Origin of the sequence: Microbacterium helvum, from assembly GCF_014779795.1 — a bacterium.
In the GTDB taxonomy this organism is placed as follows: domain Bacteria; phylum Actinomycetota; class Actinomycetes; order Actinomycetales; family Microbacteriaceae; genus Microbacterium; species Microbacterium helvum.
Genome location: NZ_JACXZS010000016.1, coordinates 63,099 through 87,862, shown reverse-complemented (window position 1 = coordinate 87,862; position 24,764 = coordinate 63,099). Strand labels below are relative to the sequence as shown.

General features: G+C 70.4%; 24 protein-coding genes. 14 read left to right on the top strand and 10 right to left on the bottom strand.

Translation table 11 applies throughout. The annotated features are described in order from the left end of the window. Positions 1–124: 124 nt before the first annotated feature. Positions 125–412 carry a hypothetical protein gene (locus IF188_RS19205; RefSeq protein ID WP_191173415.1) on the bottom strand — a complete coding sequence of 96 codons (288 nt, stop codon included), beginning with the start codon at positions 410–412 and terminating at the stop codon, positions 125–127. 72 nt (positions 413–484) lie between these two features. On the opposite strand from IF188_RS19205, the gene IF188_RS19200 reads away from it, so the two are divergent. Continuing rightward, positions 485–664: a hypothetical protein gene (locus IF188_RS19200; RefSeq protein WP_191173414.1), complete on the top strand. Its 180-nt coding sequence runs from the start codon at positions 485–487 to the stop codon at positions 662–664. Positions 665–822: 158 nt separating this feature from the next. Here IF188_RS19200 and IF188_RS19195 read toward each other — a convergent pair whose 3' ends face one another. Both IF188_RS19195 and IF188_RS19190 read right to left on the bottom strand, forming a co-directional pair. Continuing rightward, positions 823–2,544 carry a zinc metalloprotease gene (locus IF188_RS19195; RefSeq protein ID WP_191173413.1) on the bottom strand — a complete coding sequence of 574 codons (1,722 nt, stop codon included), beginning with the start codon at positions 2,542–2,544 and terminating at the stop codon, positions 823–825. A 49-nt stretch (positions 2,545–2,593) separates the two neighbouring features. Beyond that, entirely contained in the window at positions 2,594–2,977 is a 384-nt protein-coding gene (locus IF188_RS19190) for a hypothetical protein (RefSeq protein ID WP_191173412.1), read from the bottom strand. 92 nt (positions 2,978–3,069) lie between these two features. Between IF188_RS19190 and IF188_RS19185 the strand changes: the two genes are divergently transcribed. Then, complete coding sequence (locus IF188_RS19185; protein WP_224752150.1) at positions 3,070–3,816, top strand: EI24 domain-containing protein; 747 nt, start codon at positions 3,070–3,072, stop codon at positions 3,814–3,816. Positions 3,817–3,921: 105 nt separating this feature from the next. Here the strand turns inward: IF188_RS19185 and IF188_RS19180 are convergent, their stop codons facing one another. After that, the gene (locus tag IF188_RS19180) at positions 3,922–4,515 is read right to left on the bottom strand and encodes an N-acetyltransferase (protein WP_191173411.1); all 594 of its coding nucleotides are present in this window, start codon (positions 4,513–4,515) and stop codon (positions 3,922–3,924) included. Between the two features lie 106 nt (positions 4,516–4,621). On the opposite strand from IF188_RS19180, the gene IF188_RS19175 reads away from it, so the two are divergent. Continuing rightward, positions 4,622–5,572: a 1-phosphofructokinase family hexose kinase gene (locus IF188_RS19175; RefSeq protein WP_191173410.1), complete on the top strand. Its 951-nt coding sequence runs from the start codon at positions 4,622–4,624 to the stop codon at positions 5,570–5,572. A 9-nt stretch (positions 5,573–5,581) separates the two neighbouring features. Here the strand turns inward: IF188_RS19175 and IF188_RS19170 are convergent, their stop codons facing one another. Further along, positions 5,582–6,739 (bottom strand): ROK family protein, encoded by a 1,158-nt coding sequence (locus IF188_RS19170; protein ID WP_318152951.1) that lies wholly within the window; start codon positions 6,737–6,739, stop codon positions 5,582–5,584. 214 nt (positions 6,740–6,953) lie between these two features. Here IF188_RS19170 and IF188_RS19165 point away from each other — a divergent pair, with 214 nt between their 5' ends. The 8 genes from IF188_RS19165 (at position 6,954) to IF188_RS19130 (ending at position 15,016) form a co-directional block, all read left to right on the top strand. After that, positions 6,954–8,210, top strand: a complete 1,257-nt coding sequence (locus tag IF188_RS19165; protein ID WP_318152950.1) for an ABC transporter substrate-binding protein — start codon at positions 6,954–6,956, stop codon at positions 8,208–8,210. Continuing rightward, positions 8,207–9,118: a carbohydrate ABC transporter permease gene (locus tag IF188_RS19160; RefSeq protein ID WP_191173407.1), complete on the top strand. Its 912-nt coding sequence runs from the start codon at positions 8,207–8,209 to the stop codon at positions 9,116–9,118. The genes IF188_RS19165 and IF188_RS19160 overlap by 4 nt, the downstream gene beginning before the upstream one ends. Then, positions 9,118–10,035 carry a carbohydrate ABC transporter permease gene (locus IF188_RS19155; RefSeq protein WP_191173406.1) on the top strand — a complete coding sequence of 306 codons (918 nt, stop codon included), beginning with the start codon at positions 9,118–9,120 and terminating at the stop codon, positions 10,033–10,035. The genes IF188_RS19160 and IF188_RS19155 overlap by 1 nt, the downstream gene beginning before the upstream one ends. Positions 10,036–10,085: 50 nt before the next feature. Then, complete coding sequence (locus IF188_RS19150; protein ID WP_191173405.1) at positions 10,086–11,801, top strand: glycoside hydrolase family 13 protein; 1,716 nt, start codon at positions 10,086–10,088, stop codon at positions 11,799–11,801. Positions 11,802–11,957: 156 nt separating this feature from the next. After that, entirely contained in the window at positions 11,958–12,653 is a 696-nt protein-coding gene (locus IF188_RS19145; RefSeq protein ID WP_191173404.1) for a DJ-1/PfpI family protein, read from the top strand. 145 nt (positions 12,654–12,798) lie between these two features. Further along, complete coding sequence (locus tag IF188_RS19140; protein WP_191173403.1) at positions 12,799–13,365, top strand: dihydrofolate reductase family protein; 567 nt, start codon at positions 12,799–12,801, stop codon at positions 13,363–13,365. Between the two features lie 31 nt (positions 13,366–13,396). After that, positions 13,397–14,374 carry a zinc-binding dehydrogenase gene (locus IF188_RS19135; RefSeq protein WP_191173402.1) on the top strand — a complete coding sequence of 326 codons (978 nt, stop codon included), beginning with the start codon at positions 13,397–13,399 and terminating at the stop codon, positions 14,372–14,374. A 168-nt stretch (positions 14,375–14,542) separates the two neighbouring features. After that, on the top strand, positions 14,543–15,016 hold the full coding sequence (locus IF188_RS19130; protein WP_191173401.1) for a hemerythrin domain-containing protein: 474 nt from the start codon (positions 14,543–14,545) through the stop codon (positions 15,014–15,016). A gap of 6 nt (positions 15,017–15,022) precedes the next feature. Here the strand turns inward: IF188_RS19130 and IF188_RS19125 are convergent, their stop codons facing one another. The 3 genes from IF188_RS19125 to IF188_RS19115 form a co-directional block, all read right to left on the bottom strand. Beyond that, positions 15,023–15,415 carry a nuclear transport factor 2 family protein gene (locus tag IF188_RS19125; RefSeq protein ID WP_191173400.1) on the bottom strand — a complete coding sequence of 131 codons (393 nt, stop codon included), beginning with the start codon at positions 15,413–15,415 and terminating at the stop codon, positions 15,023–15,025. 47 nt (positions 15,416–15,462) lie between these two features. Further along, positions 15,463–17,928: a transglycosylase domain-containing protein gene (locus tag IF188_RS19120; RefSeq protein WP_191173399.1), complete on the bottom strand. Its 2,466-nt coding sequence runs from the start codon at positions 17,926–17,928 to the stop codon at positions 15,463–15,465. Between the two features lie 135 nt (positions 17,929–18,063). After that, a complete protein-coding gene (locus IF188_RS19115; protein WP_191173398.1) occupies positions 18,064–19,047 on the bottom strand; it encodes an alpha/beta hydrolase in 984 nt (327 codons plus the stop codon). Positions 19,048–19,111: 64 nt separating this feature from the next. Here IF188_RS19115 and IF188_RS19110 point away from each other — a divergent pair, with 64 nt between their 5' ends. Further along, positions 19,112–20,341 carry an amidohydrolase gene (locus IF188_RS19110; protein WP_191173397.1) on the top strand — a complete coding sequence of 410 codons (1,230 nt, stop codon included), beginning with the start codon at positions 19,112–19,114 and terminating at the stop codon, positions 20,339–20,341. A gap of 135 nt (positions 20,342–20,476) precedes the next feature. On the opposite strand, the gene IF188_RS19105 is transcribed toward IF188_RS19110, so the two are convergent. Next, entirely contained in the window at positions 20,477–21,388 is a 912-nt protein-coding gene (locus IF188_RS19105; protein WP_191173396.1) for a LysR family transcriptional regulator, read from the bottom strand. 72 nt (positions 21,389–21,460) lie between these two features. On the opposite strand from IF188_RS19105, the gene IF188_RS19100 reads away from it, so the two are divergent. Beyond that, positions 21,461–22,426 (top strand): EamA family transporter, encoded by a 966-nt coding sequence (locus IF188_RS19100; RefSeq protein WP_191173395.1) that lies wholly within the window; start codon positions 21,461–21,463, stop codon positions 22,424–22,426. A gap of 226 nt (positions 22,427–22,652) precedes the next feature. Here IF188_RS19100 and IF188_RS19095 read toward each other — a convergent pair whose 3' ends face one another. Beyond that, positions 22,653–23,921: an MFS transporter gene (locus tag IF188_RS19095; protein WP_191173394.1), complete on the bottom strand. Its 1,269-nt coding sequence runs from the start codon at positions 23,919–23,921 to the stop codon at positions 22,653–22,655. A gap of 112 nt (positions 23,922–24,033) precedes the next feature. Here IF188_RS19095 and IF188_RS19090 point away from each other — a divergent pair, with 112 nt between their 5' ends. Continuing rightward, the gene (locus IF188_RS19090) at positions 24,034–24,705 is read left to right on the top strand and encodes a FadR/GntR family transcriptional regulator (RefSeq protein ID WP_191173393.1); all 672 of its coding nucleotides are present in this window, start codon (positions 24,034–24,036) and stop codon (positions 24,703–24,705) included. The last annotated feature ends 59 nt before the right edge of the window (positions 24,706–24,764 follow it).

Below are 24,764 nucleotides of genomic sequence, written 5' to 3'. Positions count from 1 at the left end.
CTCCACGGCGAGCTCGACTACCGCCCGCCCATCGAGGTCGAGGACGCGTACTACGCTGACCTGGAATCCGCCCAGCCGGTGATCGCCGGACAGGGAACCCGATAGGAACGAAACCCAGGGCGATTCAGAGATCCTGGAGCGGCTTGCTGACACACGGGATTCGGTGACGGCCGTAGCCGTTGCAAACCACTACCACGCGAGCGACGAGCTTCTTGTTCGCCTCGCTGGCGGGGACGACGAACCTACTCTTGTCGCTCTCGCGACGAGGCGGCACTATGGGTACGGACGTGATGACACCCGAGAAGTCGTCGCGCAGGCGTTGCTCCGGAACCCGAAGACGCCTGAGTCCGTCGTCGCCCAACTTGCCGCCGGTGTACTCGACGATGCGAAGCTTGAACTGATCGCGCGGCATCCGAGCCTCCCAGAGGCAACACTCGTGAGCCACGCAATGGGTACGGATCACCGTTGGATCAGATTGGCCGCGATGAGCGGCAACAGCCGCGCCGTCGCTGCCGTTGCTTCAAACAACCACGCTCCGGTCGAAATCCTAGAGTTCATCGCGTCCAGGGGTGATGCAGCGGCACGACAGGCGCTGATCCTGAACGAGAATACGCCGCCGGAGCTACTCGTCACCTTGATCGAGCGCAGTACAGATAGCGAGTGAAGTAGGTCCCACGGCGGTGGCCCTGGCAACGTGGACATTTCGGTGCACCGACAGGTCAGCTTCTCGTGGACATCTCGTCGTCATGAACTCCGCGTTGGCGGGACATCTGTGGACAACTCTGAGCGGTTCCTACAGGTAGCAAGCTCACCCCGAGCCTGCTACCGCACCATCACCTCGACGCTCGCTGGCCCCGCCGGCAGCACCCAGGCCCCATCGCTGTCGACCACCTGCATCCCGAGCCGGTACACCCCCACCGGCAGCTCACGCGGTACCCGCAGCAGGCACTGCCAGCGTTCGCCGACGCTCGCCCGGCACTCTGCCCCGATCAGCGGCTCGCCCGAGACGGCGGCACCGGCATCCATCCACAATCCGACGCGAGCCGCCGCGACAGACGCGTTCAGCGTGAACTTCACGGGCAGTGTCTGGCCCGCGCGCGCACTCGTGACCGGCAGCGGTTCGGTGAATCCTGCGGTGCGGATGGCCGTGCGGAACGTCGCGGTGACCTCGTACTGGCCGAGGGATGCGTATACCGGGTAGTTCAGCGGGTCGAAGCTCGGCCTGATCCGCAGGTAGTGCTGCCCGTCGGGCAGGTCGACGTCGAGCTGAGCCAGCGTCTGACTCGTGTCGTCGGCCGTTGCGACCACCGCGCCGCCGGCGTCGATCACGTCGATCGCGACATCGAGGTCGCCTCCGTCGGTGTGCTCGCCGGCGCGGAACGGCGTCACCTGGATGCTTGCGCCGGATACGCGCGGCAGCGCGAACACGTCGACGTCGTCCACGCTCGTGATGAGCCCTTTCTGCGGCAGGGCGAGGGCTGGAGCGTGCAGCGGATCCGCGCCGAAGTCGTCTGCCCGGAACCCTCCGAGCGGGTGCGCGGCGATGATCGCGATGTCATCCTGCTGCTGCGTGGTCAGCCCCGGGGGCGTGTTGATCGCGTTCGGGTAGTCTCCCTTGCTCCACTGCCCCACGTTCCGATCGTTGGCCGACCCCATGATCGGCCCCCAGCTCGTCGGTCCGTCGCCGTGCCCCGCGTAGTACTCGGCCCAGGGTGAGCTCGTCCCGTCGTGCAGCAGACCGAACATGTGGCCCGCCTCGTGGCTCGCGGTGTCGCCCAGATGATCGTCGCGATCGCTGCCCGTGTGATCCCACAGGACCAGCGCAGGCGTGGAGGAACCGAACGGCACATAGCCGCCGACATACACCGCGGTGCCCCAGATGCCGGGCCCGAAGCCGACGTCGGATCCCTTCCCGAACAGCAGCCACAGGACGCTCCCGTCGATCGCCGCCGGCCGCTCGGTCGTGACATCGATGTCGAACGGCGCGAAGTCTTCGGCCACGCGTCCCCAGGTCCGTGAGATGACGGACTGCTCGGCGGCATCGAACGTCGACGGATCGGCGTCGATGGTGAGCGGACTGTACGCGTTGGTGCCCCACGCCGTTGCGGTCGTCGGCTCGCCATCGAAATCGAGGTAGATCGTGATCCCGGCGCCGGGATTCGAATGATGAAGAGGGATGCCGGCGCCGCTGTATCCGGACGGCACCGGCGCGGGACCGAGCTCGAGCTCGACGGCAGACGCGTCTGAGTAGGCGGGCTCTGAGCCGAACGCGTCGACGTAGAGCACCGCGCCATCGTCAGTGAGCCAGGTCGACGGATCGGATTCGAGCAGCCTCGCGGATTTCTCGGGGTCAGTGCCCTTCGCGACGAGCTGCGCCCGCTGCGAGCCGCGTGCGGCCTCGGCGGCCGCCGCGCCGTTCTTCGCCCCCTCGAGCGCGCGCGAGTTCTGATCCTCTGGCGATTCCGATCCCGTAGCGGGAGACCCCACCGCCAGCACCAGCACGCCGATGACTGCTGCTGCCGCACCCCACACTGTCCGCATCACGGCGCCGAAGCTACGCGCTCCGCCCGCCGCCCGGCATCGGGCATTTGCCCTATCCCGAGACCATGATCGCCGCCGCGGCCAGCATCGCGATCGCTCCGACGAGCGTGATCGCGGTCACCACGAGCGCGTAGACGAACAGCCCGGTGCTGCGCGCCGTCCGCGCGAGGAAGGCGCTCGCCGCCGCGCCTGCGGCGAAGAACAGCAGGGCGAAGCCGAAGATCCACGTGAAGACGACGTTGATCATGTTCGACCCCGTCGACCACTCCGAACCCAGCGGTTCGGCGGCGACCAGGCCGGTGATCGCGATCGGGGTGAACACGAGCCCGAACAGCAGCATCACCGACGAGAGCACGGCGGACGCCACCTTCTTCCCCGCGTGGGGCGACCGCGCTGGGCGGGCAGGCCCCGGTGGCGGCGGGGCGTTCGTGGTCACCCGCCCACCGTAGCGGAGCCCGTAGCGGAGCCGTCTTCCCGAGAGCGCGACCGCCGGCATCCCTTCGCCATCGTCCGTCGTACCCTGGTCGGATGCGCGAGTTGCTGCGAGGAGCGGGGATGCTCGTCCGCGGCTTCGCGTACTGGGGGCGTCGCCCGGGACTCATGCTGCTCGGGCTGGTCCCCGCGGTCATCGCCGCGCTGGTGCTGCTCGGCGGGCTGGTCGCGCTCGCGGCCTTTCTGCCGGGTCTGACCGAGGCGCTCACGCCCTTCGCGGATGGGTGGCCTTCGCTGTGGGCGACGGTCATCCGCATCACGGTGGGCACGGCCGTGGTCGGCGCGGCGCTCGTCCTGGTCGCGATCTCGTTCACCGCGCTGACCCTGCTGATCGGCGATCCGTTCTACGAGCGGATCTGGAGGGCGGTCGAAGCGGATCGCGGCGACGCGAGCTTCGACATGCCGTACGGCTTCTGGCGCTCGGTCGGCGATGCGCTCTCGCTGTTCGGCCGCGGTGTGCTGATCGCCGTGCTGGCGCTGATCCTCGGCTTCATCCCGGTCGTCGGGGGCGTGCTGAGCGCGATCGTCGGCGTGACATTGACGGGCTGGATCGTCGCGGACGAACTGACCTCGCGCGCGCTCAGCGCGCGCGGACTGGGCCCCGCCGAGCGCAAGGCGCTCCGCCGCGGCAATGCGGCGCGGGTGCTCGGCTTCGGAGTGGCGACGCAGCTGTGCTTTCTGATCCCCTTGGGCGCGGTCGTCACGATGCCGTCGTCCGTCGCCGGCTCGACCCTGCTGGCGCGCTCGCTGCTCGGGCGGCCGGGCGAGGGAGCGGCTCCGTGAGGGATCGGCGCTTCACCGGCTCGCTCGAGGGATCACCGGGAACCCGCGCGTGCCCGGGCGTCCGTCGCGACTGATCCACGCGGGTGGAGCGTCGCACCGCCGCTGTCAGCCGTAGACGAGGTACGTACCGGCCTTGTCGGGCTCGCGCAGCTCGAAGCGCACTGTCAGGTCGGTGCCCTCGAGCAGGGCGACCTGCTGGGCGAATCGCTCGCTGGTGACGAACACCGTGCGCGCGAAGCCCCACTCGCCGGCGAACCAGGAGCGCAGCGCGGTCAGCAGGCGCTCATCGAGTCGGTCGGCGATCCGCGATCGACGCACCCAGAAGTACACGTCGGCGTCCACATCGTTCCAGGCGTCGCCCGCGAGAGGTGTCACGGTGGACCTTGCCAGGAACGTCGCCGTCGTCGGAAAGATGTAGACGCATCCCAGGGTCCCGGTCCCGGCGGGATCGACCACGGTGTACGTGAACGCGCGGTGCGCGTCATGACGCGACTGCAGGTCGACGAGGTCGGTGCGGTTGTCGTCGACCGTGAAGTCGTCGGCCGGCCAGTCGGACTGCTCCCACAGCCGCAGCTCGGCCCGCGTCTCCATCACCGCGTCGTAGTCGCGGGCCGCGTCGTCCGGCGTGATCGGCCGCAGCGTGAACTCATCGGTGCGCAGCTCGGCGGGCACCGGTTCGGTCGGGTCGGTGAATGACATGTGGATGCCTCCCCCTCAGGATCCTCCTTTCAGGACCGTTCGGCGACAGAGGGCGTCGAACGCCGAAACTCCACCGGCCGGCGGCATCCGCTCGTAGTCTGTGCACATGGCTCTCGCGCACTCGCCGATCCTGACCGTCACGCCCAATCCCGCGCTGGATGTGTCGACCTCGACACCGCGTGTGATGCCCGAGAGCAAGATGCGCTGCGGGCCGACACGGCTCGATCCGGGCGGCGGCGGAGTCAACGTGTCGCGGGTCGTGCGCAACCTCGGCGGGCGTTCGCTGGCCGTGTACACGGCGGGCGGCCCGACCGGGCAGGCGTATCGTCAGCTGCTCGACCGTGAGGGCATCGCCAGTCGCATGGTGGGGATCTCGGATGCCACGCGCGAGGGCTTCACCGTCGACGAGACGCTGACGGGCGAGCAGTTCCGATTCGTGCTGCAGGGGCCTGAGCTGTCGGAGCCGGAGTGGCGGGCGCTCATCTCTGCGGTCGCGGACGACTTTCCGGTCGGCGGGTACGTGGTGACCAGCGGGAGCCTGCCGCAGGGTGTGCCCGCGGACCTCTACGCCCAGATCGCCCGTATCGCCCGCGACCACGACACGCGCTGCGTCGTCGATACGTCGGGCGAGGCGCTGCAGGCCGCGCTCGACGAAGGCGTCTACCTCATCAAACCCAGCAAGCGCGAGCTGCGCGAGCTGGTCGGCGCCCCTGAGTCCGACGAGATCGGGCTCATCGAGGCCGCGCGAGAGCTCGTCGCACGAGGCTCGTGCGAGGTCGTCGCGCTCACGCTCGGCGGCGCGGGCGCCGTGCTCGTCACTGCCGAGCAGACACTGCGTCTGGCCACCCCGCAGATCGAGGTGCAGAGCACGGTCGGCGCCGGCGACAGCTTTCTCGGCGCCCTCGTGCTGCGGCTCGCGCAGGGGCGGTCGCTGGTGGACGCCTTCCGCTCCGGTGTCGCCGCAGGGTCGGCGACGTCGTCGCTCCCCGCGACGGACCTCTGCCGCGCCGAGGACGTCGAGCGGCTGGAGCAGGGGCTGCAGCCCACGCCGGTGTGACGCGTCGGGTCACGCCGTCTCGCGGGCCATCCACACGTCGAGGGCGCCGAGCCGGGCATCCGCTGCGGCCGCTGACACCGCGCCGGTGACGACCACATCGGCGCCGAGCTGCGACACGACGAGCTCGGGCGCCGGCAGATCGAGGTCGGTCGGCAGTGAGCGGCGCGCGGCGGCGACGACATCGTCGAGGCCCGCCGCGATGGCGCCCGACACGATGACCCGCTGCGGATCGAACATGCTGCCCAGCACGCTGACGATGCGCGCGAGCACGGCGCCGAGGCGATCGACGATGACCATCGCGCCGGGGTCGCCGCCGGCCGCGAGCTCGAGCACGGCACGCGGATCGGGTTCGCCGGCGGCGACGGCGGCCAGCGCGCTGCCCGGCTCGACCTCGCCGGCGGCGACGGCCTCTGCCGTCCAGGCGGCCACGCGGGCGCCGAGCCCGTCGGCCGTGCCGACGCCGGCGACGTGCTCGAACGCCACCATCTCGCCGACGCCGCCGTGGGTGCCGCGCAGCACGTTGCCGTCGACGACGACTCCGGCGCCGAGCCGCACGCCTGCCAGGAGGGCGATGTAGTCGCGGCATCCGATCGCCGAGCCCACCGCGCCCTCGGCGACGGCCGCGAGCGACGCGTCGTTGTCGATGCGCACGATCGGCGCCCACGCGAACGCGTCGGCGAGTCCCGGGTTCATGCGCTCCCAGAAGCCGCGCGGGTGCCGCGGCGACCTGCCCGATGCGTCGACCGGCGCCGGCACGCCGACGCACACCGCGAGCACGTCGTCGCGGGTGCGCCCGGCCTCGGCCAGGGCGTCGTCGACGGCGGCCGCGATGATCGCGGCGCGCGACGCGGGGTCGTCGCGGTCCATGACGAGCGTCGTGCGCCGGGTCGCGAGCGGACGGGACCGCAGGTCGGCGACGGTCGCCGTGATGTGCACGTTGCCCGCGTCGACGCCCACGAGCACGCCCGCCTCGGCGCGCAGCGAGAAGCGGCGCGCCGGTCGGCCCTTGCGATACTCGCCCGCCTGCCGCGCGTTCGGCAGCTCTTCGAGCAGGCCGAGCCGGGCGAGCGTGTCCATCGCGTCGATGGTCGTCGACCGGGTCAGACCGGTGGCCTCGAGGGCGTCGGTGGCCGTGAACTCGGCGGTCCGCCACGCGTGCGCCAGCACGGCGTCGAGGCTCGCAGGCCGAGGCACCGCCGCCGGTGGGGATGTCGACACGGGGTATTGACCTCTCTGGGATCGTCCTGCAATACTGCCCTGCAGATATTGATTTGGCGAGTAAATCTAATCATTGACGATTTCGGCATCGCAGGGCGGCGAACGGAGGACAAGGGTGTCAGGACCACGGAAAGGCGCGCGGCGAACAGTCGCAGCCGCGGCGGTGATCGCCCTCGGGGGCGCGCTGCTGGCCGGCTGCTCCGGCGACGGACGCGAGACGATCCGCTTCACCTTCAGCAAGCGGGAGGCGATCGAGTTCATGACGGGCGTCGTCGACGAGTACAACGCCTCACAGGACGAGGTGGAGGTCGTGATCGACACGTCGGGCGTCGATGTGGTGTCGGCGAGCTTCGTGCGCGGCAATCCGCCGGACCTCATGCTCGCCAACTACAACATGGAGGTCTCGCGCTTCGTCGAGCGCTGCGCCCTGAGCGATCTGTCCGACACCGACGCCGCGGCCGAGATCAAGGACGACTATCAGCCGCTGCTCGATCAGTACGGCACCTGCGAGGGCCGAACCAGCGCCCTGCCGTACTCAGTCATGGCGGCCTCGGTGATCTACAACAAAGAGATCTTCGACGCGAACGGCCTCGAAGTGCCCACCACCTGGACCGAGCTGCTGGACGTGTGCGAGCGTCTCGCGGCCGCCGGAGTCACCCCGTTCTACGCCACGCTCAAGGACGACTGGACCGTGGGTCAGGGCTGGTACGACTACTCGGTCGGCGGCTCGCTCGACGTGATCGAGTTCTTCGACGCACTGAAGTCCGAGGGCACCGATGTCGGGCCGGACTCCGAGACGTCGTTCTCGAAGGACTTCGCCGAGCCGATGAGCAGGATGCAGCAGCTGCTGGATTCTTATGTGAACGCGGATGCCGCAAGCCGTGGCTACGGCGACGGCAACCTCGCCTTCGCCAAGGGCGGGGCCGCGATGTACCTGCAGGGGCCGTGGGCGTTCAGCGAGATCGCGAAGACGGCGCCGGACCTCGAGCTCGGCACGTTCCCGCTGCCGATGACCGACGACTCCGACGACCTCGCGGTGCGCGTCAACCTGGACCTCGCCGCGATGATCCCCGAGGGCTCGCATCATAAGGAGGCCGCCCGCGACTTCCTCGAGTACCTCTACCAGCCCGAGAACATCGAGGCATACAACGCCTCGCAACTGGGCTTCACCCCGACGACCTCGGCGCCCGCGCCGGACGACCCTCGCATCGAGGGGATGATCGGCTACGTCGACGACGGACGCATCTACCAGGGCCCCTCGGTCCTGGTTCCGAAGACCATCCCGGTCTTCAACTACGCGCAGGCCATGGCGCTCGGGGCGGACCCCGCGCAGGTGCTGGCGACCATGGATGCCGACTGGGCGCGCGTGGCCTTCCGCGCCCCGGTGGCGCAGAGCCAGACGAAGGAGTCCGGACGATGACCACGACCACCACGATCGTCACCGGAGGCGACCGGCGCGCCCGGCGCAGCGCGCGCCGGGTCGAGCCGATCTACTACCTGTTCCTGCTGCCCAGCCTGGTGCTGTTCACACTCGCGATCACCGTGCCCGGCGTCGTCGGCATCTTCTTCAGCTTCACCGACTCCATCGGGATCGGCGAGTGGAGCTTCAACGGCCTCACCAACTACATCGCGCTCTTCAGCGACCCGGCGATCCTGCAGAGCTACCTGTTCACCTTCGGCTTCTCGCTCGTCACCGTCATCGTCGTGAACGTCATCGCCTTCCTGCTGGCGGTCGGGCTGACCGCGCGCATCCGGATGAAGACGGGACTGCGCGCGATCTTCGTGATCCCGATGGTGGTCTCGGGCATCATCATCGCCTACGTCTTCAACTTCCTGTTCTCGAACTCGGTGCCGGCCGCGGGCACGGCCCTCGGCATCCCCTGGCTGCAGACGAGCCTCCTCGCCAACCCCGACTTCGCGTGGGTGGCGATCGTGATCGTCACCGCATGGCAGGCCGTGCCCGGCGCGCTGCTGATCTACATCGCAGGGCTGCTCGCCGTGCCCGGCGACATCTACGAGGCCGCGGACCTCGACGGCGCCGGCAAGGTCCAGCAGCTGTTCCGGATCACCGTCCCGCTGGTCGCCGGGTACGTCGTGATCAACGTCATCCTCGGGTTCAAGGGCTTCCTCAACGCCTACGACATCATCGTCGGCCTCACGAACGGCGGGCCGGGCACCGCGACCCGCAGCATCGCGATGACGATCATCGCCGGGTTCAACGGCGGCGACTACGCCTACCAGATGGCCAACGCGACGATCTTCTTCGTCGTCACCATCCTCGTCTCGCTGCTGCAGCTCTCGATCACGCGCGGAAGGAACGCCCTCTGATGTCCACTCCGATCTCGACCCAGGCGGCGCTCGCCGCCGAAGACCTGTCGACCACGGGCATCGTGACCGGCGGCGCCCCGCGCCGGAGGCTGCGGATGGAGAAGGTGAACTGGTCGGCGACGATCATCCTCCTGCTCCTGTCGGTCACGGTGCTGCTGCCGCTGTACGTCACGATCTCGATGGCGTTCAAGACCACCGGGCAGGCGGTCGACGGCAACGCATTCTCGCTGCCGGCGCCGTTCAGCGTCGACGGCTTCGTCCAGGCGTGGAACCTGACGAAGTTCCCCGTAGGGGCGGGGATCTCGCTGTTCGTGACGGCGGGGACCGTCGTCTGCACGATCGTGCTCGCCGCCTTCGCGTCTTACGCGATCGTGCGCAACTGGGACCGCCGCCTCTTCCGGTACTCGTTCTTCTACCTGCTGGCCGCCATGTTCATCCCGTTCCCGGTGGTCGCCCTTCCGCAGATCCAGCTGACCGGCCGGGTGGGGCTCGACAACCCCGTCGGCGTGGTGATCCTGGCGACGATGTTCCAGCTCAGCTTCAGCGTGCTGCTGTTCACCGCGTTCCTGCGTTCGATCCCCCTCGAGCTCGAAGAGAGCGCGCGCATCGACGGCGCGACCACGTGGCAGACCTTCTGGAAGCTGATCTTCCCGCTGCTGGCTCCGATGAGCGCGACGGTCGGCATCTTCGCCTTCCTGTACGCGTGGAACGACTTCATGATGCCGTCGCTCATCATCTCGGACCCGGCCTTGCAAACGCTCCCGGTGAGGCAGAACCTGTTCCAGACCCAGTTCAGCAACAACTACAACGTGTCGTTCGCGTCGTACCTGATGGCCATGGCGCCCGCGATCGTCGCCTACCTGTTCACCCAGCGCTGGGTGATGGAAGGCGTCACCCAGGGCGCTGTCAAAGGCTGAGCCGCGGCATCCGATCATCCCCGTCCGTCACGCACTCGAAAGGACAATTCGTGACACTCTCCCCCGACCTCGTCGCCGACCCGCGCCGCATCGGCGAGGACGCACCGTGGTGGCGCCAGGCCGTCGTGTACCAGATCTACCCGCGCAGCTTCGCCGACGCGAACGGCGACGGCCTGGGCGACCTGCCCGGCATCACGTCGCGCATCGAGTACCTGAGCGAGCTCGGCGTCGACGCGGTGTGGCTGAGCCCGTTCTACCCGTCCGAGCTCGCCGACGGCGGGTACGACGTCGCCGACTACCGGGACGTCGACCCGCGGCTGGGCACCCTCGAGGACTTCGACCGGATGCTGGCGGCCCTGCATGAGCGCGGCATCAAGGTCGTCGTCGACATCGTGCCGAACCACACGTCGGACCGGCATGTCTGGTTCCAGGAGGCGCTGGCCGCCGGGCGCGGATCCGCCGCCCGCGAGCGGTACATCTTCCGCGAGGGCAGTGGGCCCGACGGCTCTGAGCCGCCCACGGACTGGGTCTCGGTGTTCGGCGGATCGGCGTGGGAGCGCGTCACTGAGCCGGATGGCACTCCCGGGCAGTGGTACCTGCACAACTTCGCGAAGGAGCAGCCCGACCTCAACTGGGACAACCCCGAGGTGCACGAGGACTTCCTCACCACGCTGCGGTTCTGGTCGGACCGGGGGGTCGACGGCTTCCGCATCGATGTCGCGCACATGCTCACGAAGGACCTCACCGAGCCGCTGCCCTCGAAGGACGAGCTCGCCCTCATCCCGCAGGACGGCAACCACCCGCTCATCGACCGCGACGACGTGCACGAGATCTACGCCGAGTGGCGGGCGGTGTTCGACGCGTACGACCCGCCGCGCACCGCTGTGGCCGAGGCGTGGGTCCACCCGACGCGCATCCACCTGTACGCGCGACCCGAGAGCCTCGGGCAGGCGTTCAACTTCGACCTTCTCGTCGCCGACTTCGACGCCGGGCAGTTCCGCCGCATCATCTCCGACAACCTCGCGCTCGCCGCGCAGTCGGGCTCGTCCAGCACGTGGGTGCTGTCCAACCACGACGTCGTCCGTCACGCGACGCGGTACGGCCTGCCGAACACCGCGGGCCCCGACGGCCGGCGTCACGACGACGAGCGTCCGGGCGGCGCCTGGCTGCTCTCGGGAGGCACCGAGCCGGTGCTCGACCGTGAGAAGGGCCGGCGCCGCGCCGCAGCGGCGACGCTGTTCATCCTGGGGCTGCCGGGCTCGACCTACCTGTACCAGGGCGAGGAGCTCGGACTGCACGAGGTGGTCGAGATCGAGGCATGCGCTCGCCAGGACCCGACGTTCTTCCGCACCTCGGGGGCCGAGATCGGACGGGATGGATGCCGCGTCCCCCTGCCGTGGAGCGCCGGCGGGGCTGCCTTCGGGTTCGGCGCCGACGGGGCGCACCTGCCGCAGCCGGAGTGGTTCGCCCGGTACGCCGTCGACGTCGAAGAGGCCGACCCGGGATCGACCCTCGCGCTGTACCGCAGGGCGCTGCAGCTGCGGCACGAGCTGCAGACGGGGGAGCGGCTGGAATGGCTCGAGACCGGCCGCGACGACGTGCTCGCCTTCGCCCGCCCCAACGGCTGGCGGGTGGTGACGAACTTCGGGGTCGCGCCGTACACACTCGGTGACGGCGAGGTCGTGCTGGCCAGCGGTGAGACACCGGCCGGGATCGTCGCAGGCGAGACGACGGTGTGGCTGGCGCCTGCGGGCGCGACCGCCTGACGGCAGTGTGGTTCGCGGCGGACGGCGTGTCGATGATGAGCCGCCCGCGCGAGCCCAGCCGCGCGGCCGCAAGGGACCGCGGCCGGGCGCCGCGACGCGAAGTCGACGGCATCCTTCCTGGTCGCCGGCCTCGCCCCGACCCGCCAGACTGGGCGCATGGCTGCCCCCGTGCGATTCCTCGCCCTCGTGTTCCCGAACGTGACCCAGCTCGACCTCACCGGACCCGCGCAGTTCTTCTCTGCACCCGCGGACGCGACAGTGGATCTGGCGTGGAAGACGCGCGATCCCGTCGTCACCGACGCCGGATTCGCGATCGTGCCCACCACGGATCTCGCGGACGCGCCGCAGGCGGACGTGCTGATGATCCCCGGCGGGCAGGGCGTGTTCGATCTGCTGGACGACCCCGAGACGCTCGACTTCGTGCGACGGCAGGCTGCCGGGGCCCGGTTCGTCACCAGTGTCTGCACCGGCGCGTTCCTGCTCGGCGCCGCGGGACTGCTCGTCGGCAAGCGAGCGACCACGCACTGGAACTCGCACGCGCTGCTCGGCCTGCTCGGCGCGATCCCCGAGCAGGCGCGCGTCGTGCGCGACGGCAACATCATCACCGGCGGTGGGGTGACCGCGGGCCTCGACTTCGCGCTCACCGTGCTCGCCGAGGTCTTCGACGAGCAGACGGCGCGCGCCGTGCAGCTCGGCTACGAGTACGACCCGGCGCCGCCGTTCGACGCGGGAACCCCGTCGCGTCCCGAAGCCGACCAGGCGCAGGTGCAGCACACGATCGCCACCCGCGCCGCGCTGCGCGAACCGGTCGTGCGCCGCGCGGCGGCGGCGCTCGCCGAAGTCAGCGCGTGACCGGTTCCCGCATCGACGCGACCCGACACTGACGCACGCCGGGGTTCCGCGCGGCCGCGAGCCCGCCTAGGCTCGGGCGCGAAGCATCCGCTCGACCAGTGTTCCTGCGCGAGACGCGGGGAACCGCACGCGAAGGAGGCTCGGGATGCAGAGACTGACGATCGACTTCATCATGTCGCTCGACGGCTACGGCGCCGCGGAGGGATGGCCCGGGTGGTGGGGGCTGGAGGGCCCCGAGTACCTGAAATGGCTGGAGGACCTGCCCGAGCAGGACCACCCGATCCTGATGGGCGCGACCACCTACCGCGTCATGTCCCAGCTCACGGCGGGCGGCGAAGAGGGCACCGACATGCTGAACGGCGTGCAGAAGTACGTGTTCTCGTCCACGCTCGACGAGCCGCTCACGTGGCAGAACTCGACCCTCGTGCGCGAGGATGCGATCGCCTTCGTGCGGCGTCTCAAAGAGGAGTCCGACCTGCCGCTGCGCACGTTGGGCAGCGTGTCGCTGTGCCGTTCGCTGCTGCGTGCGGGACTCGTCGACCGCTACCGGGTCGTGGTGTTCCCGGTCATCACGGGAGCGACGGGTCAGGAGCGCATCTTCGACGGCTACCCCGACGTGCGGCTCGATCTCGTCGAGGCGCGGACGTTCGACCGCCGCAGCCAGCTGCTCGAGTACGTGCCGACGGTGCTCGAGGGGCCGCCCCTGGGCTGACGCGCAGGACGGGCGAGCGTAGGCTCGCCCCGTGCGCGCGATCGTTCATCACGAGTTCGGCGACCCGGCCCAGGTGCTCGGCGTCGAAGACCTGCCCCTTCCCGAGCCCGGCCCGCGCGAGGTGCGCCTGCGCATCCTGCTCGCGCCGATCCACAACCACGACCTGTGGACCGTCCGCGGCACCTACGGCTACAAACCGGACCTGCCTGCGCGCGCCGGCACCGAGGCGGTGGGCATCGTCGACGCCGTCGGCGACGAGGTGGAGGGCATCGCGGTCGGCCGGCGGGTCGCATCCGGCGGCACGTTCGGGGTGTGGTCGGAGTTCGCGATCGCCAAGGCCGGAGCGGTCGTGCCCGTGCCCGACGGCATCCCCGACGAGGTCGCCGCACAGCTCATCGCCATGCCGTTCAGCGCGATCTCGCTCGTCGACTTCCTCGAGGTGGGCGCGGGCGACGTGATCGTGCAGAACACCGCCAACGGCACGGTCGGGCGCCTGGTGGCGCAGATCGGCGCGAGTCGCGGCATCCACGTCCTCGGCATCGTGCGCAGGGAAGCGGATGCCGCAGAGCTGGCGTCCGCAGGGATCCCCGATGTCGTCGCCACCGACGACCCCGCGTGGCGGGATCGCGTGCGCGAGCTCGCGGGCGAGCGTCCCATCCGGGCGGCGGTGGACTCGGTCGGCGGATCGGCCTCGGGCGACCTGCTGCGTCTGCTCGGCGACGGTGGGACGCTCGTGTCGTTCGGTGCGATGGCATCGGACCGCATGGAGCTGTCGTCGGGCGACCTCATCTTCAAGCAGGCGGTCGTCAAGGGATTCTGGGGCAGCAAGGTGTCGGCGGCGATGTCGTCCGAGACGCGCCGGGCGCTGTTCGGCGAGCTGTTCGAGCTGGTCGGCAGTGGCGGACTGACTCTCCCGGTCGACAGCATCCATTCGTTCGACGACGTGCGCGCGGCCGTCGAGGCGAACTCGCGCCACGGTCGCGTGGGCAAGGTGCTGCTGCGCCCCTGACCGGGACCTCTCCGGTGGCTCGGCGCCGAAACCGGGGATCTGCTCGTCGAAACAGGGGATCCGCCGCGAGGCAGAGGACGTCGTCCTCGGTCTCGACGCACATCCCCTGCCTCGGCGAGACAGGGGATTCGCCTTGCCTCGACAGCGTGCCGGTAGGGTCGTTGACGCATGAGTGACGACGACGAGCGCACCCGGGTGATCGCCTGGGCGGCGGAGCTGAGGCGCGCCCACTCTCGGCTGCGCGACGCACTGCAGGCCGTGCGCGACGCACTGCAGGATGGCGCGGACGTGCCGACGGCGAGCCGCGAGCTGGTGCTGTACTGCCGTGGATTCTGCACGGCGCTCGACCAGCACCACCGTGGCGAGGACCGTGCGCTGTTCCCCGCCATCGAGGCGGAGCACCCGGAACTGGCGCCGGTGCTGCGCAGGCTCGAGCAGGACCACTCCATGATCGACGTCCTGCTGACCGCGCTGAGCTCGGCCGCCGACGACGGCGCCGCGGCCGACGAGATCGGACGACACCTCGACGGCGTGGGCGCGATCATGGCGAGCCACTTCGCCTACGAGGAGCGGCAGCTGCTGCAGGTGCTCGAGACGCTCGGGCTGCAGGCGGATCCGGACGAGGTGCTCGGCCGCCTCTGACGCGGATCAGCCGGGTTGCACGCCGCTGACCGCTGCCGCATCGGCGACGAGGTACGTGCCGGCGCCGCTCACCACGAGACCGTCGGCCCCCAGGTGCAGCACCTCGTTGACGAGGCCCCCGGTGTGGTTGCGGTAATTGATGACGATGAGATCGACGCCGGTGTAGACGTCGACCACCTCGAACCTCAGATCGGGGATGCGCTCGATGCCGACCGCCCAGTACGCGCGGATCGCCGCCTTGCCGCGCAGCACGCCGGCCGTCTCAGGAAGAAGCTGAGCAGCCACGGGCGACGAGAAGTCTGCGTCGTCGGCGAAGTGCGCGAGCACCCCGTCGATGTCGTGCGCGTTCCATGCGTCGACCCACCCCTGTGCGAACCGGCGGGCCTCGGCGATCTCCATGCGGCCACGCTACGCCGCGGTGTGGGGGGCGACGCGCGTGTTACGGCTCAGCCGTTGCCCCGGCCGCCGCCGCCGCCGCCACGTCCGTCTCCGCCGCCGCCGCGGCCGCCGCCGTCATCGTCGTCGGCCGGATCCGGTCCGGGTGCGGTGGGCGGCGGTGCCGGGGTGCTGGGCGGCGGTGTGGCGCGAGGCCGCCCCACCAGTTCCGCGGGAGGAGCGGGGAACGCGCCGCCGGGGTAGAGCTGGTCGGCGACGACCTGGATGTCGCGCACGAGCGGCAGCCGGATCGCCGAGAGCAGACGACCGTTGTACGAGGTGTGGAAGAGGTCGCCGTACCCGTAGGTGTTGCCCACCCACGCCGTCGTGGTCACCCGGGTGCTCGACTGGACGAACCAGGTCTGGTACTGCTCGTGCGTGCCGGTCTTTCCGATCGTCGGCGTGCCGTCGTTCGGGTTGCCCGCCGATCCGGTGCCGCCGGCGCGCGTGACACCCTGCAGGGCGAACGCCGCGGCGGCCGCCACCCCGGGATCGACGACCTGGCTGCACCGGTCCCCGGGCACCGAGAGCTCGGTGCCCTCTGCATCCACCACCCGATCGATCACGCGAGGGACGCAGTACACGCCGTTGTTCGCGATGGCCGCGTACGCGGCGGCCAGCGCGACGGGCGCGATGTTGTTCGTACCGATGATGGCTGCCGCGCCGTCGATGTCGACCGGCGTGCCGTCGCCGCGCGTCACCCCCAGGCGAGCCGTGACCTCTTCGATGTCGCAGAGGTCCAGCTGCTCGGCCATGCCGAGGTAGCCGCTGTTCAACGACTGCGCGGTGAACTGCATCGGCGTGCCCGTGTAGCCGCGCACGCCGCCGAAGTTGCGGACGACGTGCTTCTCTTCGTTGATCCACGGGCCCTCGCACCGGTCGGCCAGCCGCGGAATGAGCCTCAGGTTGCCGTTGACGCTCTGGTTCAGCGAATGGCCCTTCTCGAGCCAGTCCACCAGCGTGAACAGCTTGAAGGTGGATCCGGTCGGAAAGCCCGTCGAGACGCCGTGGACCATGTCGCCCGCGTAGATGAGCGACGTGTAGGCCGCGTTCGAGGCGGCCAGGTCGCGGTCCTCGGTGAAGAGGTTGTTCTGGCTGATCGCGAGGATGCGCCCCGTCGTGGTCTCGATGCTGACCGTCGCGGCGCCGAAGTCCATGCCCGCGACCGTCTGCGGGGCGTACTGCTGCATCGCGCCCTGCGAGGTGTTCTGCAGTCCCCAGTCCAGCGTGGTGTAGATGTTCAGGCCGTCGCGGGTGAGTGAGCGCTGGCGATCCTGCGGGGTCTCGCCGAACGCGCTCGCATAGTCGGGGTCGTTGCGCACCGTGTACGCCACGTACTGGCAGAAGAACGGGGCCGCCGATGCCGCGCAGCCGGTCAGCGCGGGCCGGAGGGCCGGCGCGATGGGCTCGATCGCGGCCGCGACGAACTGAGCCTTCGTGATGCGGCCGTCTTCGCGCATCCGATCGAGCACGTAGAGCTGTCGTCCCTTGGTGGCGCTGTAGGCGTCGCCGGCGGCGAGATACTGCTCCTTCGTGATCGTGCCGTCGGCGAGGAGCGTGTCGAGCGCGGCCAGCGTGCCGGGGGTGACGTCGTCGACCGAGCCGTCGGCGGCCTTGTTGAAGAGCGCCCCGTCGTCACCCGTGATCGAGCCGGCGATCCTGTCGATGCGGAAGGTGTTGGGATTCTGCACGATGCCCGCCAGCGTCGCAGCCTGCCCGAGGGTGAGGTTCGCCGCCGTCGTGCTGAAGTAGTAGCGCGCCGCCGCCTCGATTCCGTAGGTCGTGCCGCCGAAGTTCGCGATGTTCAGGTAGCCGAGCAGGATGTCGTTCTTCGAGTACTCCTGCTCGAGGGCGACGGCGTAGCGGATCTCCTGCAGCTTGCGCTCGTACCCGTCAGGGCCGCTCGCATCGGTCGCGTCGAGCCAGCAGTCCAGGAGCGCCTTCTCGCGGCTGACCTTGACGACCGGGTTCTTGTTCTCGTCGAGGATCGTGTTGCCGTCCTTGTCGACCTCGTATTCGGTCTTCGCGTTCTGCTCGCACTTCTGCACCAGCACGTTCTTGACGTACTGCTGGCTGATGGACGAACCGCCCTGTGTGACACCGCCCTGGACATTGCTGAGAAGGGCACGCGTCGTTCCGAGCAGGTCGACGCCGCCGTGTTCGTAGAAGCGCGGGTCCTCGGACGCCAGGATCGCGTCGTACATCACGAGCGACACCTCGTCGAACGAGACCGGCACCCGGTTCTGGTCGTAGAACGAGGTGAGCTCGACGTCCTGGCCGCTCGCGGGATCGCGCGCATAGATCGTGGTGGGAAGCATGAGCCGGTCGATCTCGAGGTAGCTCGGCATGCCGTCGAACAGCGAGACGGCGGTGCTCGCCGCGCTTCCCGAGATCGCGATCGCGGGCGCGAGCGGTGCCACGACCAGCACGCCCGCCGCCGCGCTGAGCGCCAGCAGCCCGAGGATGCCGCCGAGCACCCCGGCGGCCGTGCGCCTGGTTCGCGGTATCGGCGCGAACGGCGAAGAAACCTCTGATGGCGGCTTCACGGCGTCTACCTACCTGCTGAGCCCAGGATGACAGACGCCGCGGCGGACCGCGAGAGGGTGCGGCGCTCAGTCGAGCTCGGTGCGCAGCCAGTCCAGGATCACGTGCATCGCCTCGGCGTCGAGGCGGGCATCGTCGGCGTTGTACGACGAGACTCCGCTCGCGAGCACCTCTTCCCGCGAGCGCGGCTCGTGCTTGAGCACGTGGTCCGCGTCCGCGGGGAAGACGAAGCTCACGCCGGCGCGGCCTTGCGCGGCGGCCTGCAGCGGGTCGCCGTCGGCGCGCACGTCGATCTGCACGTCCTTGCCGCCGATGACCACGAGCGTCGGGATGGTGACGAGGGCGAGCGAGTCGGCGGCATCCTCGTTCCACAGCTCACGGGCGAACGGAAGATTCATGGGCGTCTCGAAGCTCTGGAACGCCTGGCGCACCGGCTCGGGCAGACGCTCGTCGGGATCAGCGGGCTCCCCTGCCGAGTAGCGCGCGGCGGCCTCGGCGACCAGGGGAAGAAGGTCGGGCGCCCCGGCGAGCTGCTGCGTCAGCTGACTGACGAACACCTCGCCGACCGAGCGCCCGGGCGCTCCGGTGAGCACGAGTGCGGAGAGTGGATGCTGCCGGCCAGGGTCCTCGTGCACGGGGCTCGCGTAGTGCAGCAGATGCAGACAGCCCTCGCTGTTGCCGAAGCCGGCCAGTCGCGACGCGTCGACCGACGGCTGCGCGGCGAACCGCTCGACGGCCGCGGTCAGCTCGTCGAGGTGCGCCTGCATGCTGATGTGCCCGGCCAGCGCGGGGAGGTTCTGCATGACATGCGGTCCCGAGGCCCGCTTGTCGTAGCGGATGGAGGCATAGCCGGCATCGGCCAGCGCTTCGGCGAGGAGCCGCCCGCTGCCGTTCGTGCCGGGCATCAGCGGCGAGTTCCAATCGCGGTCGGTGGGTCCGCTTCCGGCGACGAGTACGACGCCGGGGAACGGTCCCTCCCCGTCGGGATGGGTCACGGTGCCGTACATCGTGATTCCGTCGAGCTGCCACGAGACCTCGGTCGAAAGCGTCATGGCCGCATTCTCGCAGGGCCCCGCGGCCGGGGGCGTCCGGCGCAGGCGGGCGTAGGTTGGAGGCATGGCTCGCATCCTCGCCGTCACCGGCGGCTACGTCGTCCCCGTCAGCTCCGATCCCATCGAGAACGGCACCGTGATCGTCACCGATGGTGTGATCACCGCCGTCGGCGGATCCGAAACTCCGGTGCCCGACGGCGCCGAGGTGGTCGACGCATCCGGCAGCTGGGTGGTGCCCGGGTTCGTCGAATCGCACGGGCACATCGGCGTGCACGAAGAGGGCGAGGGCTGGTCGGGCAACGACACCAACGAGATGACCGACCCGAACGGCTCGCGCTTCCGCGCGCTGGACGGCATCGACATCGAAGAGGAGGGCTTCCGCGACGCCCTTCGCGGCGGCGTCACGACGGCGGTCATCAAGCCCGGCTCGGGCAACCCGATCGGCGGGCGCACGGTCGCGATCAAGACGTGGGGCGGCCGCACGGTGGACGAGCAGATCCTCGCCGCCGACGTGTCAGTGAAGTCCGCGCTCGGCGAGAACCCCAAGCGGGTGTACGGCGACAAGGGCAAGACGCCGCAGACGCGCCTGGGTGTGGCATCCGTCCTCCGCGATGCCTTCGCCGCCGCGCAGGCGTACGCGGCCAAGCGCGATGCGGCCGCCGAGAAGGGCGAGCCGTTCGAGCGCGACCTCGGCAAAGAGACGCTCGCGGCGGTGCTCGCGGGCGACCTGCTGTGGGACCAGCACTGCCACCGCCACGACGACATCGCCACGGCGGTCCGCATCGCCGAGGAGTTCGGCTACACGCTCGTGGTGAACCACGGCACCGAGGCGCACAAGATCGCCGACGTGCTCGCCGAGAAGCAGATCCCGGTGATCTTCGGGCCCCTGCTGACCTCGCGCTCCAAGGTCGAGCTTCGTGATCGCGCGATCGGCAACCTCGCGCTCATCGCGGCGGCCGGCGTCAAGGTCGCCATCACGACCGACCACCCCGTCGTGCCGATCGACCAGATCCGCCTGCAGGCGATCCTCGCGGTGCGCGACGGCCTGCCCGCGACGACCGCGCTGGAGGCGCTGACCGCGAACCCGGCGTCGATCCTCCGGCTCGACGAGCGCGTCGGTGCGCTCGAGGTCGGCCGCGACGGCGACGTCGTGGTGTGGTCGGGCGACCCGCTCGCCGTCGACTCGCGCGTGCAGCGCGTCTTCATCGAGGGCCGCGCAGTGTACGAGCCCGCCGAGGGCGGCTCGCGCGTCGTCGAGCGATGGGAGCGGTTCGGCCGCACCGCCTGGAACTGACGCCTCCCGGGCGCCCGCCGACGCCGAGCGGGCGCACCGGCGCGCGGACGTGTCGGGAAGAAGCGGCCACGTTCCGTGACTGAGTGAGGGAGTGGATGCCGGGCGCCCGGCATCCACTCCCTCACTCGTTCGCCGTCACATGTCGCGCGCGTGCTCCACGAACGCGTCGAGCGCGGTGCGCAGCGCCGGAGAGTCGGTCTGGGACCGTCGGTGCACGGCGAGGACGCCGCGGGTCGACGCGGGGCCCGCCGTCGGGATCGCGACGAGGTCGGGCCCGAGCTCGCCGCGGCCGAGGCGGGGCACGAGGGCGACCGCCAGCCCGGCTCGCGCGAGTTCGAGGTGGTTCGCGAATTCCATCGACTCGTGCACGATGCGCGGGGCGTTGGGCACGCCGTCGAACAGCCGCCGCAGCCACTGGCGGCAGATCGTGGCCTCGAAAGTGGCGACCCAGCGCTCTCCGGCGAGCTCTTCGGGATGCAGCTCGGCGCGGTCCGCCAGCGGGTGGTCGCGCGGCAGGATGACATCGGCCACGTCGGTGAACAGCGGTGTCGAGACGAGGTCGTCGGGCATCGCGAGGGCGACCCCGCCCCAGCGGTGCACGATGCCGAGGTCGCGCTGGCCCGAGGCGACCAGGGCGATCGTCTCCCACGGCTCGCTCTCGCGCAGCGGCAGCGCCAGGTCGGGGTGGCGCTCGGCGAGGTCGCTGAGCACCGGGATGACGAGGCCGCGCACGACGGTGGAGAACGCGGCCACGCGGATCTCGCCGACGACCCGGTCGTCCGGTCCGGCGGTGAGCTGCAGGTCGGCGCGCAGACGGTCGAGGTCGGCGAGGATCGGCGTCGAGGCGACGACGAGGCGGGTGCCCGCCTCGGTGAGGATGACGCCACGACCCGCGCGCTCGAGCAGGGCGATGCCCGTCTCGCGCTCGAGGCGCTTGACCTGCTGAGAGACGGCAGACGGCGTGTAGCCGAGGGCGGTCGCCGCGGCCACGACGCTGCCCTGCGTCGCGATCGCTCGAAGCGACAGCACGGCCTCGAGATCAATCATGAAGCAACGCTACAAGATTCCATGCGAAAAGGGTTGCTTGTGCTTCATCGATCGTGGCGGTGAGGTGGAACCATGAACAGGCGCGACATGGTGCTGGCGGCGATCGTCGCATCCTTCTGGGGCTTCAACTTCGTCGTCATCGACTGGGGGATGGACGGCGTCCCGCCGCTGCTCTTCGTCGCGATCCGCTTCTCGGTCGTCGCGCTCGCCGCCTTCGTGGTGCCGCGACCGCGCACGTCGTGGCGCACCGTCGTCGGCGTCGGACTGTTCATGAGCCTCGGGCAGTTCGGACTGCTCTACACATCGATGGCCCTCGGGCTGCAGCCGGGCCTCGCGGCGCTCGTGCTGCAGGCTCAAGCGGTGTTCACGATCCTCATCGCCGCCGCGGTCCTGCGCGAGCGCCCGACGGCACCGCAGATCATCGGCGTCGGCCTCGGCATCGTCGGACTCGCGATCGTCGCCGCCGGCCGGGGCGGAGATGCGACGGCACTCGCCGTCGTCCTGGCGCTCGCGGCCGCGTTCTCATGGGGCATCGGCAACGTCATCTCGCGCCGTGCCGGCGCCGTGAGCGGGCCGGGCCGGCTGGGTTCGCTCTCGCTCACCGTCTGGTCGGCGCTCGTCGTGCCCGTCCCCGCCCTCGCGCTGTCGTTCGCGGTCGAGGGCCCCGACGCGATCGCCGCCGGCCTCGCCGCGTTCGGCTGGGAGTCGGCGCTCTCGACCCTCTACACGGCGGGGCTGTGCACCATCATCGGCTACTCGATCTGGAACGCCCTGCTCGCCCGCAACCCGTCGGCCGCGGTCGTGCCGTGGGTACTGCTGGCCCCGGTCGTGGCGATGCTGTCGGCGGCCCTGCTGCTCGGGCAGATCCCCACGCCTGCTGAGGTGGTCGGCGGCGGGCTGCTGGTCGGCGGGGTGCTCGTCACCGGGCTGCGCACCCGGCGGTCGGCGACGTCTTCCACGGCGCCGCCCCCGCTCGCCCCGATCCCGGCGCCGGGGCGCCGTGCGCTCTACGACGAACGGGCACCCTCTGGTCGCTGAGCGGAGTGAGGCGCGAGCGAAGACAAGACGGGGCGCCGAACGCGTCCGTCGCGGAGGCGGCTCGGTCCGTTGGGCGGGTTGCGACGTTTCGTCTCGCTGCGCTCGCTCAACGACCAGGTGGGAGTTCTGGTCGCCCCGCGGAGCGAGGCACGAGCGAAGACGAAACGTGGTGAGACGCTCTCTGAGACCCGACCCGACCCGCCGCGGGGCTGGGTCCGACGGCGGCTCACCGAGTTTCGTCTCGCTGCGCTCGCTCAACGACCAGGAGGGTCCCCGGACGTTGAGCGGAGGCATCCATCTCTGTGTCGACGTCGGTGCGCTCGCGCACGAACAGCGCGCACACGAACGCCGCCGCGATCACTGCTGCCAGCACGACGAACACCGCGCGCGGGTCGACGGCGTCGGCGAGCACGCCGAGCAGGGGCGTGAGCAGACCGCCGAGCGCGGTCGCCATGCCGAGCGTCACGCCGCTCGCCGTGCCGAGGTGGCGCGGCAGGTACGCGTGCGACAGCGTGACGTGCAGCGCGAACGGCAGGAACAGCGCCCAGCCCAGCACGCCCGCCAGTGCGATCGCCGTGAGCTCATTCGTCGCGAACACGTAGCCGACCGCGGCCGCCGTGGCGAGGGCGTAGCCGATCACCATCGTGCGCGTGCGTCCGAATCGGTCGGCGACGAACCCGCCGACCAGCGTGCCCAGCGCCGCCGCGAGGGAGAAGACCATGAGCGCGACGTTGCCGATGTCGGTCGTGGTGTCGAAGCGGTCGATCACGTCCAGCGCGAGGAACGATCGCGCGCCCACGTAGGCGATGGACCACAGACTCACGATCAGCAGCAGCCACGCGAACCTCCCCCACAGATCGCGAGGAAGAGTGGATGCCGCCTCCGCCGAGTCCGCCGCGGTCGAGGCCGCGGGTGCCGGCGCGAGGGCGGCGCGCCGGTGGAGCACCAGGTAGACGGCCGCGATCGCGATCGTGGGGATCAGCAGCAGCGGAGTGGCCTGCAGCCCCATGATGCCGACGGTGAGTCCGACGCCGATCGGCGCGATCGCGGCGCCGACGTTGCCGCCGACCGAGAAGATGCTCATCGAGCGGTTGGTGCCGCCGCCCGCCTCCTTCGCGGCGACGGTCGCCGCCGGGTGGTAGGCGGCGACGCCGAGGCCCGACAGCGAGAACACGAGCCAGGTGAGCCAGTAGTTCTGCGAGGTCAGGCCGGCGACGGCGATGCCGGCTGCTGCGACGAGCAGGCCGACGACGATGAGCGGTCGCAGCGAGAAGCGGTCGGTGAGCCAGCCGAACACCGGCTGGAAGATGCTCGACAGCGAGGTCGCGGCGAGCGTCAGGCCGGCGACGGCGGCGTAGTCGTAGCGCTGCTCGACCACGAAGTACGGCAGCAGGGCGGCGGCTGCGCCGGTCTGGAAATCGTTCATCACGTGCGTGCCGACGAGCGACCAGAACAGGGCGCGCCGCGGCGGGGCGACAGGTGGCGCGGAAGTCATGGCGGCCACCTTACTCCTCAGACAAGTCGATAAGTCAAGTCGACAGCACGCGGCATCGGGGTATGCTGTGGCGGGGTCGGCAAGCCGCTCATCCGACACTCGGAGGTTGTGAATGCCCGCGATCGTGCACCGCGCTCCGCTCGCCGCGCAGGCCGCCGAGATCCTGCTCGGCCGCATCCGCGCGGGCGAGTTCGCGCTCGGTCAGCGACTGCCCGGCGAGACGACGCTGGCCGCGCAGCTGGGCGTGGGGCGCTCGACGATCCGTGAGGCGGTGCGCGAGCTCGCCGGCAAGGGCGTGCTCGACTCGCGCCAGGGCGCGGGTGTCTTCGTGACGGCGCTCGACGTCGCCGACGACTGGGACACGGTGCTGCGCCGCGCCTCCATCACGACCGTCATCGAGGCGCGCATCGCGATCGAGGCCGAAGCGGCCGCGCTCGCTGCCGAGCGGCGCACCCCCGCACAGCTGCGTGCGCTGCGTGCTGCGCTGGCGGCGCGCGCCGCCGCGGATCCGGCACCCGAGCCGCACGTCGACGTCGACATGGCGCTGCACCGACTCATCGTCGTGGCTTCGGGCAACGAGGTGCTCGTCGAGCTCTTCGACGGGTTCGTGCCCCGCGTGCGCACCGCGATGGTCGACATGCTGAAGATCCGACCCACGGCGTCGCACGAGGCCGACCAGGCTGCGCATGCCGTCGTCGTCGACGCCATCGCCGACCGCGATGCGCGCCGCGCCGCCGAGCTCAGCCGGGCCCACCTCAACACCCTGAAGTTCGCGCTCGCCTGACCCTGCTGCGACTCCCGCACACTCGGAGAGAGTGGTCCCCACGCCTCCTCCAAACGCCG

What these genes read in the sequence shown, in the direction of transcription:
- IF188_RS19160 (WP_191173407.1), top strand. Translation starts at nt 8,207, where the DNA reads ATGACCACGACCACCACGATCGTCACCGGAGGCGACCGGCGCGCCCGG.
- IF188_RS19100 (WP_191173395.1), top strand. Translation starts at nt 21,461, where the DNA reads ATGAACAGGCGCGACATGGTGCTGGCGGCGATCGTCGCATCCTTCTGG.
- IF188_RS19125 (WP_191173400.1), bottom strand. Translation starts at nt 15,415, where the DNA reads ATGGAGATCGCCGAGGCCCGCCGGTTCGCACAGGGGTGGGTCGACGCA.
- IF188_RS19130 (WP_191173401.1), top strand. Translation starts at nt 14,543, where the DNA reads ATGAGTGACGACGACGAGCGCACCCGGGTGATCGCCTGGGCGGCGGAG.
- IF188_RS19155 (WP_191173406.1), top strand. Translation starts at nt 9,118, where the DNA reads ATGTCCACTCCGATCTCGACCCAGGCGGCGCTCGCCGCCGAAGACCTG.
- IF188_RS19115 (WP_191173398.1), bottom strand. Translation starts at nt 19,047, where the DNA reads ATGACGCTTTCGACCGAGGTCTCGTGGCAGCTCGACGGAATCACGATG.
- IF188_RS19095 (WP_191173394.1), bottom strand. Translation starts at nt 23,921, where the DNA reads ATGACTTCCGCGCCACCTGTCGCCCCGCCGCGGCGCGCCCTGTTCTGG.
- IF188_RS19105 (WP_191173396.1), bottom strand. Translation starts at nt 21,388, where the DNA reads ATGATTGATCTCGAGGCCGTGCTGTCGCTTCGAGCGATCGCGACGCAG.
- IF188_RS19110 (WP_191173397.1), top strand. Translation starts at nt 19,112, where the DNA reads ATGGCTCGCATCCTCGCCGTCACCGGCGGCTACGTCGTCCCCGTCAGC.
- IF188_RS19090 (WP_191173393.1), top strand. Translation starts at nt 24,034, where the DNA reads ATGCCCGCGATCGTGCACCGCGCTCCGCTCGCCGCGCAGGCCGCCGAG.
- IF188_RS19145 (WP_191173404.1), top strand. Translation starts at nt 11,958, where the DNA reads ATGGCTGCCCCCGTGCGATTCCTCGCCCTCGTGTTCCCGAACGTGACC.
- IF188_RS19185 (WP_224752150.1), top strand. Translation starts at nt 3,070, where the DNA reads ATGCGCGAGTTGCTGCGAGGAGCGGGGATGCTCGTCCGCGGCTTCGCG.
- IF188_RS19200 (WP_191173414.1), top strand. Translation starts at nt 485, where the DNA reads ATGAGCGGCAACAGCCGCGCCGTCGCTGCCGTTGCTTCAAACAACCAC.
- IF188_RS19205 (WP_191173415.1), bottom strand. Translation starts at nt 412, where the DNA reads ATGCCGCGCGATCAGTTCAAGCTTCGCATCGTCGAGTACACCGGCGGC.
- IF188_RS19175 (WP_191173410.1), top strand. Translation starts at nt 4,622, where the DNA reads ATGGCTCTCGCGCACTCGCCGATCCTGACCGTCACGCCCAATCCCGCG.
- IF188_RS19140 (WP_191173403.1), top strand. Translation starts at nt 12,799, where the DNA reads ATGCAGAGACTGACGATCGACTTCATCATGTCGCTCGACGGCTACGGC.
- IF188_RS19180 (WP_191173411.1), bottom strand. Translation starts at nt 4,515, where the DNA reads ATGTCATTCACCGACCCGACCGAACCGGTGCCCGCCGAGCTGCGCACC.